The organism is Enterococcus sp. AMC1623 (assembly GCF_058216495.1).
This window is the reverse complement of record NZ_CM177096.1, coordinates 3,314,647-3,327,183: the sequence shown is the minus strand read 5'-3', so window position 1 is coordinate 3,327,183 and position 12,537 is coordinate 3,314,647. Positions and strand designations below refer to the sequence as shown.

Here is a 12,537-nt window from a genome sequence, read left to right as displayed (position 1 = left end):
TTTATTCTTTTTCTTCTGCTTCGGTTTCCGTTGTTGATTCAGAAACTTGATAAGGATAAGCAAAAATACCGACTTCCATATCAATAACCCCTTTTTTGTCCATTTCTTTGGCAACTTGGGGATAGTATTCCATTTGGCTAGACATGTTCGAAATATTGACAATTACTTGGTTCCCATCATTCATGTACAAATTCAATAATTGGTCATTACTTTTTGTTGGTGCATACTTTACTTGTGAAATTCCCTCTTGAATTTCTTTTGGTAATTTATCGTATGCCTTTAATGCTCGCAAAATGACTTTTTTATCTTTAAACCCTTCAAAAATCACTTTATCTTGCCCAGCTTCTTTTTGAGGCTCTTGAATCACATAACCACTCGCTAAGATTGGTAAATATTCTTTCCCTTCAACCAACCATGCAACTTCTTGATACTCGGTCACATTGATTTGTAATTGATTCCAATGAACAATCTGAATAGTAGCATTTTCTACACGCGGCGCTTTTTCTTTGATTTGTTGCACAGTTGTTTTACGATTGAAAAACTGTGCCCATAAACTTTCATCATTTTTTAAATTTGATTCGTTCACGATTGTTTCTGTCGGTACTTTTTGATTGCCCACAACTGTGATGGCTGAAACTTTGCTTAAAGGAGAAATATAGTAAAGTGTCCCTAATAATGGTAACAAGAACAAAAGAATTAATAGAAATAACCGCTGATAAAGTTTTTTACTGCGATATTCTTTAATTTTAGGAAGACGATCAGCAAAAGAGACGCGTTCATCAGTCTCTTCTTGAATTTCTTCTGATACTTCTACTTCATCTGTCGATTCTTCTATTTCTTCCTCTTCTTCAAGCTGAATCGTTGAATCAACTTGACCAGTTTTCTCAAGATAAAGCAAATGTTCTTTTTGCCAAGGAGTCAAATTCTCTCCTTGATTTTTTTTAACTTTCTTTGGTTCTTCCTCATTCGTACTGATAACAATCGCCTCCTTTACATTTTTCTAGATCAAGGATTGGACTAATTGATACAAACGTTCAGAAGCGTCAGTGATTCCTTGCTCTTTTGAAGCTTCAGCCATTTGTTTGCGTAATACTTCATCATTCATAATTTCGTCTACTGTAACAACTAAGTTCTCTGCTGTCAATTCACTGTCTTTAATCATTTTTACTGCTCCAGCATGAACCAAACTCATCGCATTTTTTGTTTGATGATCGTTTGTAACATACGGACTAGGAATCAAAATAGCTGGTAAACCCAAACCTGTAAATTCAGCAATCGACGTAGCACCTGCTCGTCCAATCAATAAGTCACAATTCACCATGACATCCATCATTTGATTGATGTATGGTTGAATACTAATATTGGCAAAAGCGTCTTTTGACATCCCTATTGATTCTTCAATTTCTTGATAATATCGCTCACCTGAAGCATATAAAATTTGATAGTTTTTATCAGCAAATTGAGGGATTGCCGCAACTACTGCTTGGTTAATTTTTAATGCACCTTGACTACCACCAAAAATTAATACGGTTTTCTTTTCAGAATCTAAATTGTAATTTTTTAAAATATCAGACTTTGCTACTCCACCAACTTCTTGCGCACGAGGATTTCCTACTAATACCGTTTTTTGTTTAGGGAAATATTGTGCTGCGTCCTCAAACGCAATGCCAATCTTATCGACATAACGAGCTAAAAATTTGTTGGTTACACCTGGCACACTATTTTGTTCATGTACAATAGTCGGTATGTTCAGTTTAGCCGCAGCATAAACCACAGCTCCTGAAACGTAACCACCTGTACCAATAACCACATCTGGTTTAAACTCACGCAAAATTTTCTTAGCTTCACGAATACTCTTTAAAAATAGTTGAATGGTTTTAATGTTATCAAAAGATAAACTACGCTTAAAGCCCTGAATTTCTAACGTTTTAAAAGGAATATCTGTTTGAGGCAAAATTTTATTTTCCAACCCTCTTGTTGCCCCGACATATAAAAAACTTGATGTTGGATCTTGCTCTTTTACATATTTCACAAAGGCTAAGGCTGGGTAAATGTGACCTCCAGTTCCACCACCAGTGACTAATACTTTCATTGTATCTTCCTCACTCTATATTATTTTTTCAATGCAGCAATTGCAGCCATATAACGGTCCCCGCGAACTTCAAAGTTCGGATATTGGTCCCAGCTAGCATTAGCTGGTGATAATAAAATCGTGTCGCCTTTTTCGCTTAATTCGAAGGCAATTGGCACAGCTGTTTCTACATTTTCAGTTAATTTAATGATTGGAATTCCTGCTTTTTTTGCAGCATCTTCTAGTTTATATTTTGTTTCACCAAACAAGACAATCGCTTTAATTCCTTGTAATGAAGGAATCAACTCATCAAAACCATTGCCTCGATCTAAACCACCTGCAAGTAAAATCAATCGTTCATGGTCAAACCCGCCCAAAGCCATTTCAGTCGCTAAAATGTTGGTTGCTTTGGAATCATTAAAGAAAACAACCTCTTCAATTTTATCTACATATTGTGTGCGATGAGGAACGCCAGAGAAAACTTTTAGCGCTTCAGCAATGGCTTGATTCTCAATTCCCCATAGTTTTCCTACAGCAATTGCTGCCAAGGCATTTTCAACATTATGTTTACCAGGAACACCTAACTGTTTCACTGGTAAAATTGCTTCATCTTTGAAATAAAGTTGACCATCTAAAAGATATGCCCCATCGACTTTTTCTTGTGTAGAAAATGGAACCACCGTTGCTTGCGTTGTTTTAGCTAACTCCTGTACCTCAGCTTGATTCCAATTTAAAACAATATGGTCTGCTTTAGTCATATTTTTTTGAATGTTCCATTTTGCAGCAACATAATCTTCACGGCTACCATGATAATCTAAATGCGCCTCGTAAAGGTTCGTAATCACTGCTACTTTAGGATGAAATTCTTTTGTCCCCATCAATTGGAAACTAGATAATTCCATAACCAAACAATCCTCACTTGTTACCTCTTGAGCGACAGAACTTGCAGGAAAACCAATGTTTCCAGAAAGACGTGCCGTACCTTGTGATAATCCAGTATTTAATACTTGTTCAATCATGGTTGTAGTAGTCGTCTTACCATTTGTCCCAGTAATACCAATAATAGGTGCATCTGAAATTTGATAGGCTAATTCTACTTCTGTTAAAATCGGAATATTTTTTTCTAAAGCTTTTTGAACTAGTGGTTGGGTATAAGGAATTCCAGGATTTTTAACCATTAGTGAAAAATCCTCATCTAATAATTCAATTGGATGACTCCCTGTCACTACTTTAATCCCTAATGCTAATAAGTCTTGTGCTTCGGGATTGTCTTCAAACGGTTTTCCGTCATTAACGGTAACAAGTGCGCCCAAATCGTGTAACAATTTGGCCGCACTAAATCCGCTTTTTGCTAATCCTAATACTAGGACTTTTTTATTTTTATATTCAGTAATTTTTTTCATTTTACTCATCTCCTACAAAAAGTGTCTTTCAAACGTTTATCAATTAATTATAGAAAATAAATGAATAGTGTCAAAGCTGAACAACCTAAAGCTACTAGCCAAAATACACTATCTATTTTCCATTCTGACCAACCACTCATTTCAAAATGATGATGAATGGGTGACATTTTAAAAATACGTTTTCCTGTTAACTTGAAAGAAGCAACTTGTAACATGACGCTCGCTGTTTCAATCACATAAACAAGACCGATTAAAAGAAGCGTCCATTCTTGATGTAGTAAAATAGAGATGGCTGCTAATAAACCACCTAGTGCTAGGGAACCTACATCCCCCATAAAAATTTTGGCTGGCTTATGATTATATAAAAAGAAACCAATCAATCCACCCACAACACTTAGGCATAAAATCAACACGTCAATTTGTTGTTGATGCCAAGCGATAATGGCATATGTTCCAAAAGAGATGGTACCTAAACCAGATACTAAACCGTCAATTCCATCTGTTAGATTCACTGCATTTGAAAAACCAACTAACCAGAAAATGACAAACAAGCCATATACATAAGACAATGGTACTGAAAGGCCAAACAAGTTTAATACATTTGCGTTACCTTCATATAAAAAGACTAAGTAAAAAATAACTGCACCAACAATTTGACCAATTAATTTTTGCAAGGAATTTAATCCCATATTTCTTTTTTTGAAAATCTTAATGAAATCGTCTAAAAATCCTAACAAACCATATAATGCCAAGACAAACAATAGAATGAATAGTGATGGCGTTAATTGTTGTTGCCACAAGCCTACCCAAAGAGCTGTAATCACCGAAGCAACTAAGAATACCACTCCACCCATTGTCGGTGTTCCTGCTTTGATGTTGTGCCATTTTGGTCCTTCATCGCGAATTTCTTGTCCATATTTTTTGGCTTGAAAATACCCAATAAATAATGGCATTGTTGCCACCGTAATCCCAAAACTACTTGCAAGTGGCAGAATCATTTTTGTCCATTCCATGCTTTTTCTCTCCTAAGTTAATTTTCTTTCAACGTAAATGTCAATCCTGTGTCTGTTAATGCTTCGTATGGAGCGATACTTTGTTCAACACAATATCCTTCGCCTTCAAATGTAACTTCAACGTCTAATAATTCACCTAATTTAATTAAGTCGGATTTTGACCAACCGATTGTGTCAGGCATATAACGCTGATCACCATCTGTCAGTAATAACAGTTTTTCAGAAGGCATAACTTTTTTACCATTTTCAATTGATTGTGCTTTGATTTCATCCCCATTACCAATAACTACTACAGATAATCCACGTCTTTGTGCATCTTCTGCTGCCGTCGTTGTATCTAAATTACGATAGTCTTCAACAGTGACCATTTCCGTACTTGTTTCATTTGGATCTTCTACTAAATCAACATCATATAAATCCATTGCACGTTTTAATAATGGTGTGGCGATGCTTGGAATAATTGAACCATCCTGTTGTTCTGGACGTTTCATTGTGACATACATAACATATTTTGGATCTTCAGAAGGAATCATCGCAACTGAAGAATATAGATAATCACTTTCACCAGTTAAATAACTACCGTCACGAGCAATTTGGGCAGTCCCTGTTTTAACAGATACGTTGTACCCAGGAATATCATAACGACCATATGCTGTTCCATAATCTGGGTCTTCTGCGGTATCACGCATGTACTCACGAACGGTTTGAGCGGCTGAAGCTGAGATTGGATGTCCTACAACTTCTTTTTGCGTGACCATCTCTTCTTCTGTCTCTGGATTAACTATTTTTTTAATAAATTGAGGTTTTAACATTTGTCCATCATTGGAAATCGCTGTAAAGGCTTGAAGCATTTGAAGTTGTGTCACCCCAATAGCTTGACCAAAAGAAGACATTGCCTGACTGACAATATTATCTTCTGGTAAGTTTCCTGTATGTTCTTCTGCGATTCCAGAATACGTACTTCTTCCAAAACCAAATTCTTTCAAGTATCGTTGCCAACGTTCAGTCATTCGTTGTTCAAGTTTTACCATTCCGATATTACTTGACCAAGACAGGGCTTGACGCATTGTTAGGGAACCTTTTTCACCTAAGTCCCAGTCACGAATCGTCGTATCGCCAATTTTAATTTCATCTGTACTGTAGGTTTCATTTGGATTAAATACACCTTGATCAATAGCTCCTGCTACAGTTAAGACTTTAATCGTTGAACCTGGTTCATAATTGTCTTGCGCAAAAAGATTTTGCCAAATAAAATCTTCATCGGTAAATTCAGCTTTTGTTTCTGGATTAAAGGTTGGTCGCTGTGACATCGCTACGACTTCACCTGTTTTTGCCTCCATTAAGACAGCTGTAATATCTTCTGCTTGGATATTTTTAACAGCTTGATCCATCAATGTTTCCAAATAGCTTTGTAACCGAACATCTAAGGTTGTATAAATATCTTGACCATCTTGAGCAGGTTCTATTTCTGCAGTTGTTCCTGGCAATGGATTTTGGAAATTATCTTTTTGGAAAGTCATTTCGCCATCTTTTCCGGCAAGAACATCATTATAAACTTCTTCTAATCCCATCCGTCCTAACAATTCCTCTTTTTTGGTTTCTTGATTCACTTGAATATCTGCATACCCAATAAAATGTGAAGAGAAAACCCCATTTGGATAGATGCGAGAAGGATGTTCTTCAAAATAAAGTCCTTGTATTTTTTGCTTTTCCATGGCTTCTTCAATGGCTTGTTTTTCTTGTAAAGTAATATTCTTACCATTCGGAATATCTACTTGGTATTTATTATTTTCTAGACCACTTTTTAAAACTTTTTCGACTGTCGTTTTACGAACACGACCATTTAAAATATCTGATACAATCGTCGCTAAGGCTTCAAAGTTTTTTTCTTCAGCATATAAATTCTTATTGCCACTACGATAATCTGTACTTAATACAGCATATAAAGAATATGAAGTTGCATCTTCTGCGATAGCTACACCATTGCGATCATAAATTGTGCCACGTTTCGCTTTGATGACTTGACTTCCTTTATATAAATTTTGTGTTTTTTCTTCTAAAGAAGTCCCTGCTACTTGTCCAACAATCACAATATAGCTTAATCGAGTGACAAATAAAAAGAACAATCCAATACTCGTAGTAAAGAGAATAATTCCTACTTTTTTGCGATTGTTCATTGTAGACAAATTTTTCTTTTTAAAGTACTGCTTGATTTTCTCTATAATTCGCATTTACTTCTTCACTTTCCTTAAATTATCACTATTAATGGATAATCCTTCTTCTTCAGCAATTTTTTGAATTCGTTCACTTTTAGACAATTCATTTTTTTCTTGTTCTAATTGAAGAATTTCTGCTTCGTTAGTTGTTACGTCATCTTGAAGAATAGAAATGCTATGCTCAACTTGGCTAATAGTTGTACGTAAACTAATCATTAGTAAACCTAATGCAATAAACGTTACTAATAGACTTAAGCTAATCACTTTTTCCATGGTAGAGATGCGACTTAACTTACGTGCTGGAGATAAAGGGACAACAACAACTTCAGGACGTTCAGGAGTATGCGATGGCTCATGACTTGGATGCTCTTCATAGGGCACTTCATGATGTGCATTTAATTCAGCCATACCAGCTACTCCTTTTCCTTTAGTTTTTCAGCTATTCGCAGCTTAGCACTACGGGAACGATTATTTTCTGCCAGCTCTTCTTCCGAGGGTAGCAGAGGCTTACGAGTAATGACTTTTAATTCTGGTTGGAATTCGTCGGGAATGACCGGTAAACCTGGAGGTAAATCTTTCATTGTGCTATATTCTTTGAAGATGCTTTTTACAATACGATCTTCTAACGAGTGGAAGGTAATTACGCTGATACGTCCATTCTTATTCAATAATTCAATTGCTTGTTCCAAAGAATCCTCAACGACACCTAACTCATCATTCACAGCGATACGAATTGCTTGGAAAATTCGTTTAGCAGGATGTCCACCCTTGCGTCTCGCTGGTGCTGGAATCGCTGATTTAATAATTTCAACTAACTCACCCGTTGTTGCGATCGGTGAAACTTCACGCGCACGTTCAATTGCTCGTGCCACTTGTTTTGAGAATTTTTCTTCGCCATAACGGAAAAATATTTTTACTAATTCATGATAGTCATATTCATTTACTACTTCATAGGCAGACAATGATGCCGTTTGGTCCATTCGCATATCTAATGGGGCATCTTGATGATAACTAAACCCACGCTCTGCTTCATCCAATTGAGGTGAAGAAACACCTAGGTCATAGAGAATCCCATCTACCTTGGTAATACCTAATTGATTTAACTCTTCTTTTAAATATCGGAAATTACGTTTTATAAATGTTACTTGTCCTTTTTCTACATAAGATGCTAAACGTTCATTTGCAAAATCAATTGCTTTTTGGTCTTGGTCAAACGCATATAAATGCCCTTGTTCATTTAATTGTTTTAAAATATATTCACTATGACCGGCACCACCTAGGGTACAGTCAACATATATTCCACTGGGTTTTATATTCAAACCATCAACCGTTTCTTTCTTCATGACGGTATAATGTTGAAACTCTACCATTTATTTGCCTCTTTCTATAAGCCAAAATCAATCATGGTTTCGGCAATTTCATCAAAGTTTTCTTCAGCTTCTGTCGAAAATGCTTCCCAACGCTCTTCATCCCAAATCTCAATACGATTAGAAACGCCGATAATCACACAACTTTTTACTAAGTTCGCATGTTTTCGTAATGTCGCAGGAATATTGATTCGACCTTGCTTGTCAATTTCACATTCAGTTGCTGCGGAGTAGAAGAATCTTACAAATGTTCTTGCATCTTTTTTCGCAAGAGGCATTTCATTTAACTTCTCTTCTAATTTCTCCCATTCAGGTAGAGGGTAGCCAAAAAGACAGCCGTCTAGCCCTCTAGTCACCACAAATTTTTCCCCGAGTTTATCTCGCAATTTGGATGGGACAATAAGCCGGCCTTTTGCATCGATAGAATGTTGAAATTCTCCCATAAACATCGATGTTTCCTCCCGTCGCCACCTAATAAACACAGTCTACCACAATCCCCCACTTTCTACCACAATTTATACAAAAATGGAGGGAAAGTTGTTTGATTTATCTTTACCAAAAAAGGAATTTCTAGAAACGACAAGCTTTTAAAAGATTTTAAAAAAACTTTAAGAAAATAGGTCTACACCATAGAAATGATGTTCACTATTACTAGAATAGCATGTAATAATAAGGACAGTAGATATACCGAACGCCAATACATTTTGAAGAAACGCCCATATTTGATTTCTGCATAAAAATACGCATGAAAAAATGCTAGACCAATTCCTAAAGAAAGAATCGATAGTAAGTAATACGGAAAAATAGAGGTCGTAAAAGTTGCTACTGATAGCGCATGTATCCCATAAATTAAAAAAGGTACGGCTAAATCAGGCGCTTTTAATTGAAATCGTTTGGTTAAAGACAATAATTTGACAATTATTTGTGCTACTAAAAGCACAATCAGCGGGAAAATATACCAGAGCAATAGAATCGGTGAGAATGTTGTCATTAGTTTGTATCCTTTCTTTTTACAATTAGTTTATGTTTATTTTTTATAAGTAGTCCTTGAAAACAAATTATTATACCAAAAATCGAAACAGCACAAAAGAGAAACCTATCTCTTCATTTTTTCTGACACTTTGATATTTTTATGATTAGAAATCTTGAGTTATTTGGCTATTGGTTGTACACTGTCACTATCAATAAAAAAGGATGACTCAAAATGAACGACAAAAAACCAAGCAGTACATTTTCTAAAATCACAAAAGTTGTTATTTGGTTAATGTTAGTTATTACTATTGGCACAGCTATTTTAGGTGCACTTGCAGCATTTTCATAAGAAAATACTTCCAAATAAGAGGTCTGAGTGTAATTACCCAGACCTCTTTTTTTGTATTAACTTTGTGCAACTTTCCCTGCAATTCGTAATAGCTCACGTGCATGTTCCAAAGTTAATTCAGTAATTTCTGCACCTGCAAGCATACGCGCAACTTCCTCCACACGTTCTTCATTTGTTAGTTGAGCAACGTGTGTTTGAGTGCGACCTTCTTTAACTGCTTTGGAAATAAAATATTGATAATCAGCAACTGCTGCAACTTGTGGTAGATGCGTAATACACAGCACTTGAGAATTTCTTGCAATTTTTGCGATTTTCTCAGCAATAGCTTGTGCGACACGGCCACTCACCCCAGTGTCTACTTCATCAAACACAATGCTGGTCATTTCTTGCGTTTTCGAAAAAATCGTTTTTAAGGCTAATAAAATACGAGATAATTCCCCACCAGAAGCAACTTTGACTAAAGGTTTTAAAGGTTCCCCTGGATTTGTGCTCAAATAAAATTCAACTTGATCAAAACCAGTTCCGCGTAAAACTTTGCTTTCTTCAAAATGCACATCAAATTGAGTATTTTCCATATAAAGCTCAGATAGTTCTTGCAAAATTTCTTGCTCTAATTGTTGAGCAATTTGTTGCCGTTGCTGATGCAATTCTTCAGCTAATTGCCAGACAGATTGTTCTTTTTCTTCTAACTGCAATTCTAACTCTTCTAATTGACCTTCTGTAATGGTTGCTGCAGACAGCTCATCAGAAATTTTTTCATAATAAGCTAAAATGGCTGGTACCGAATCACCATATTTTCGTTTCAATTGACGGATTGTTTCTAGGCGCAACACAACTTCTTCTAAACGTTCTTCATCTAATTCTAAATGATCCATTTGACGGGAAATATCACTTGCCGCATCTTGTAACAAATAATACGCATTTTGGATGTTTTCGCTAATTTGTTCATATTCCACATCCAAATGGGCAATTCCTTGAATTTCATTAAATGCAATACTAACTCCATCCAGACTATCACCCGTTTCTGATGAAAGCATCCCATATGCCTTTGCTAAAGCATCGACAATTTTTTGAAAATTACTTAGTTTGTCACGCTCTTCAACTAACAGTTCTTCTTCATTTGGTTGCAAATCCGCTTGCTCAATTTCTTCTTGTTGAAAACGCAGCATATCCATCCGTTGTACGTAAGATTGTTCGTTCAATTGAATTTTACGTACGCGTTTTTCTAATTGACGGAATTCATGGTAGTGCATATGATAATTTGCTAATTGTTGTTGAAATTTTTGAGAACCAAAACTATCCATTAACGATAAATGTTTCTCAGCTTGAAGTAATTCTTGATGTTCGTTTTGACCTTGAATATCTACTAAATACATCCCAATCCGACGAAGATTTGCCAAAGTTACTGTCCGCCCGTTCACTCGGCAGATATTTTTGCCAGAAAGAGACATATCTCGTTGAACAATTAATAGTTCATCGGAATAATCAATGCCTAACTCATCCATTACTTGGCGAAACCCTTTTTGTTGTGGTAATTCAAATAACCCTTCCAGTAAACATTTATCTGCTCCTTGGCGAATATAATCACTGGAACCACGACTGCCAGCTAGTAGGCCCATCGCATCAATAATAATCGATTTTCCGGCTCCTGTTTCTCCCGTTAACGCCGTCATTCCTTGATGAAAAGACAAATGTAATTTGGGAATAATAGCAAAATTTTCAATCGTTAGCTCTAGTAGCATACGATTCACTCCTAGCGGTTATATTTTTTTAATTCGTTAAACAAAAGACTACGTGCTTCTTGTGTACGTGCAATCATTAAAATATTATCGTCATCATTAAGTGTACCAAATAATTCCTCTTTAAAACGTTTATCAATTAAATTAGCAACTGCAGAAGCATTTCCTGGTAAAGTACGCAAAATAACAAATTTATCCATTTCATCCACCGAAACAAACGCATTTTTTAATAATTTATCCAATTTTTCGACAACGTCTTCCGTGGATTCTAATGGTAAACTGTAGCGGTAACCTCCTGAAGCCGCCGGTACTTTGATTAATTTCAATTCTTTGATATCTCTAGAAATTGTCGCTTGTGTTACGTAAACATCTTTTTGTTTTAAATACGCTACAAATTCTTCTTGTTTTTGAATATCATATTCAGTTAAAAGTCGCGTAATCAAACGATGGCGCTCTTTTTTTCTCATAAAGCTTTCCCCCTAGTTAAATTCTTATTTATCATAGCTCATTTTCTCCTAGAAAGAAAGAACCATCCCGCTAAAAAAAGACTCTTTAGAAAACTATTTCTTTCTAAAGAATCTCATTTTATTTATCTAATTGTTGATGGGCTTCATGAACTATTTTTTCAATGTCTACCGTTTCAGAAATCTCACCTGCTGTTGCTGATTTTTGTAAATGGACAATAAATTCAATATTTCCTTCGCCACCTGTAATCGGTGAATAACTTAAATTTTTCACGTCATAGTTCTCATTAAGTGCAAAGTGTAAAATATCTTCTAACACCGCTCGATGTGTTAACGGGTCACGAACAATACCATTTTTCCCTACAGCTTCTCTACCTGCTTCAAATTGAGGTTTGATTAAAGCCATTACATCACCTTGATTGGCTAAAATTGCGTGAAGGGGTGGCAACATTAAGCGTAATGAAATGAAAGAAACATCAATTGTCGCAACTTCTGGTACGCCATTTGTAAAATCTGACGGTTGACAATAGCGGAAATTCGTTCTTTCCATCACTGTCACTCGTGGATCTTGGCGGATTTTCCAAGCTAGTTGATTGTATCCTACATCCAACGCATAACTTTGCTTCGCACCATTTTGTAGAGCAACATCGGTAAAACCACCTGTAGATGCACCAATATCTAGTACTGTTTTATCTTGCACGGTAAAATCAAAAATTTTTAACGCTTTTTCTAATTTTAATCCACCACGAGAAACATACGGTAGTTTTTGTCCTTTAATCTGTAACATTGTGTCCATTGGAATTTTTTCGCCGGGTTTGTCTAAACGTTCATTATTTTTTTCCATGTAGACTAACCCTGCCATAACGCCACGTTTGGCTTGTTCTCGTGTTTCAAAAAGGCCTTGTTGAAATGCCAACACATCGACTCGTTCTTTTTTCATGTA

General features: G+C 35.9%; 13 protein-coding genes. 1 reads left to right on the top strand and 12 read right to left on the bottom strand.

The annotated features are described in order from the left end of the window. Nucleotide 1 precedes the first annotated feature (1 nt). The 9 genes from AC4BC7_RS16360 to AC4BC7_RS16320 all read right to left on the bottom strand — a co-directional run bounded on the left by AC4BC7_RS16360 (nt 2) and on the right by AC4BC7_RS16320 (nt 9,061). A complete protein-coding gene (locus AC4BC7_RS16360) occupies nt 2-922 on the bottom strand; it encodes a cell division protein FtsQ/DivIB (protein WP_490503403.1) in 921 nt (306 codons plus the stop codon). A gap of 78 nt (nt 923-1,000) precedes the next feature. After that, the gene (gene murG / locus AC4BC7_RS16355) at nt 1,001-2,092 is read right to left on the bottom strand and encodes an undecaprenyldiphospho-muramoylpentapeptide beta-N-acetylglucosaminyltransferase (protein WP_207941719.1); all 1,092 of its coding nucleotides are present in this window, start codon (nt 2,090-2,092) and stop codon (nt 1,001-1,003) included. A 20-nt stretch (nt 2,093-2,112) separates the two neighbouring features. Continuing rightward, nucleotides 2,113-3,474, bottom strand: coding sequence for a UDP-N-acetylmuramoyl-L-alanine--D-glutamate ligase (murD, locus tag AC4BC7_RS16350; RefSeq protein WP_490503402.1), 1,362 nt, complete (start codon nt 3,472-3,474; stop codon nt 2,113-2,115). A gap of 47 nt (nt 3,475-3,521) precedes the next feature. Beyond that, complete coding sequence (gene mraY, locus AC4BC7_RS16345; protein WP_207941717.1) at nt 3,522-4,487, bottom strand: phospho-N-acetylmuramoyl-pentapeptide-transferase; 966 nt, start codon at nt 4,485-4,487, stop codon at nt 3,522-3,524. A gap of 17 nt (nt 4,488-4,504) precedes the next feature. Continuing rightward, on the bottom strand, nt 4,505-6,718 hold the full coding sequence (locus tag AC4BC7_RS16340) for a penicillin-binding transpeptidase domain-containing protein (protein ID WP_490503401.1): 2,214 nt from the start codon (nt 6,716-6,718) through the stop codon (nt 4,505-4,507). Then, nucleotides 6,719-7,111: a cell division protein FtsL gene (ftsL, locus tag AC4BC7_RS16335; protein ID WP_207941715.1), complete on the bottom strand. Its 393-nt coding sequence runs from the start codon at nt 7,109-7,111 to the stop codon at nt 6,719-6,721. Nucleotides 7,112-7,116: 5 nt separating this feature from the next. Continuing rightward, nucleotides 7,117-8,073, bottom strand: a complete 957-nt coding sequence (gene rsmH / locus AC4BC7_RS16330; protein ID WP_207941714.1) for a 16S rRNA (cytosine(1402)-N(4))-methyltransferase RsmH — start codon at nt 8,071-8,073, stop codon at nt 7,117-7,119. A 14-nt stretch (nt 8,074-8,087) separates the two neighbouring features. Beyond that, nucleotides 8,088-8,519, bottom strand: coding sequence for a division/cell wall cluster transcriptional repressor MraZ (gene mraZ, locus AC4BC7_RS16325; RefSeq protein ID WP_207941713.1), 432 nt, complete (start codon nt 8,517-8,519; stop codon nt 8,088-8,090). Nucleotides 8,520-8,692: 173 nt separating this feature from the next. Beyond that, nucleotides 8,693-9,061, bottom strand: a complete 369-nt coding sequence (locus tag AC4BC7_RS16320) for a DUF3397 domain-containing protein (protein ID WP_207941712.1) — start codon at nt 9,059-9,061, stop codon at nt 8,693-8,695. A gap of 213 nt (nt 9,062-9,274) precedes the next feature. Between AC4BC7_RS16320 and AC4BC7_RS16315 the strand changes: the two genes are divergently transcribed. Continuing rightward, the gene (locus AC4BC7_RS16315; protein WP_207941711.1) at nt 9,275-9,391 is read left to right on the top strand and encodes a DUF4044 domain-containing protein; all 117 of its coding nucleotides are present in this window, start codon (nt 9,275-9,277) and stop codon (nt 9,389-9,391) included. A 56-nt stretch (nt 9,392-9,447) separates the two neighbouring features. On the opposite strand, the gene recN is transcribed toward AC4BC7_RS16315, so the two are convergent. The 3 genes from recN to AC4BC7_RS16300 all read right to left on the bottom strand — a co-directional run bounded on the left by recN (nt 9,448) and on the right by AC4BC7_RS16300 (nt 12,534). Further along, entirely contained in the window at nt 9,448-11,133 is a 1,686-nt protein-coding gene (gene recN / locus AC4BC7_RS16310; RefSeq protein WP_490503400.1) for a DNA repair protein RecN, read from the bottom strand. Between the two features lie 11 nt (nt 11,134-11,144). After that, complete coding sequence (gene argR / locus AC4BC7_RS16305; protein WP_207941709.1) at nt 11,145-11,597, bottom strand: arginine repressor; 453 nt, start codon at nt 11,595-11,597, stop codon at nt 11,145-11,147. Nucleotides 11,598-11,715: 118 nt separating this feature from the next. After that, nucleotides 11,716-12,534, bottom strand: a complete 819-nt coding sequence (locus tag AC4BC7_RS16300; protein WP_490503399.1) for a TlyA family RNA methyltransferase — start codon at nt 12,532-12,534, stop codon at nt 11,716-11,718. Nucleotides 12,535-12,537: the final 3 nt, after the last annotated feature.

What these genes read in the sequence shown, in the direction of transcription:
- murG (WP_207941719.1), bottom strand. Translation starts at nt 2,092, where the DNA reads ATGAAAGTATTAGTCACTGGTGGTGGAACTGGAGGTCACATTTACCCA.
- murD (WP_490503402.1), bottom strand. Translation starts at nt 3,474, where the DNA reads ATGAAAAAAATTACTGAATATAAAAATAAAAAAGTCCTAGTATTAGGA.
- mraY (WP_207941717.1), bottom strand. Translation starts at nt 4,487, where the DNA reads ATGGAATGGACAAAAATGATTCTGCCACTTGCAAGTAGTTTTGGGATT.
- AC4BC7_RS16340 (WP_490503401.1), bottom strand. Translation starts at nt 6,718, where the DNA reads ATGCGAATTATAGAGAAAATCAAGCAGTACTTTAAAAAGAAAAATTTG.
- ftsL (WP_207941715.1), bottom strand. Translation starts at nt 7,111, where the DNA reads ATGGCTGAATTAAATGCACATCATGAAGTGCCCTATGAAGAGCATCCA.
- rsmH (WP_207941714.1), bottom strand. Translation starts at nt 8,073, where the DNA reads ATGGTAGAGTTTCAACATTATACCGTCATGAAGAAAGAAACGGTTGAT.
- mraZ (WP_207941713.1), bottom strand. Translation starts at nt 8,519, where the DNA reads ATGTTTATGGGAGAATTTCAACATTCTATCGATGCAAAAGGCCGGCTT.
- AC4BC7_RS16320 (WP_207941712.1), bottom strand. Translation starts at nt 9,061, where the DNA reads ATGACAACATTCTCACCGATTCTATTGCTCTGGTATATTTTCCCGCTG.
- AC4BC7_RS16315 (WP_207941711.1), top strand. Translation starts at nt 9,275, where the DNA reads ATGAACGACAAAAAACCAAGCAGTACATTTTCTAAAATCACAAAAGTT.
- recN (WP_490503400.1), bottom strand. Translation starts at nt 11,133, where the DNA reads ATGCTACTAGAGCTAACGATTGAAAATTTTGCTATTATTCCCAAATTA.
- argR (WP_207941709.1), bottom strand. Translation starts at nt 11,597, where the DNA reads ATGAGAAAAAAAGAGCGCCATCGTTTGATTACGCGACTTTTAACTGAA.
- AC4BC7_RS16300 (WP_490503399.1), bottom strand. Translation starts at nt 12,534, where the DNA reads ATGAAAAAAGAACGAGTCGATGTGTTGGCATTTCAACAAGGCCTTTTT.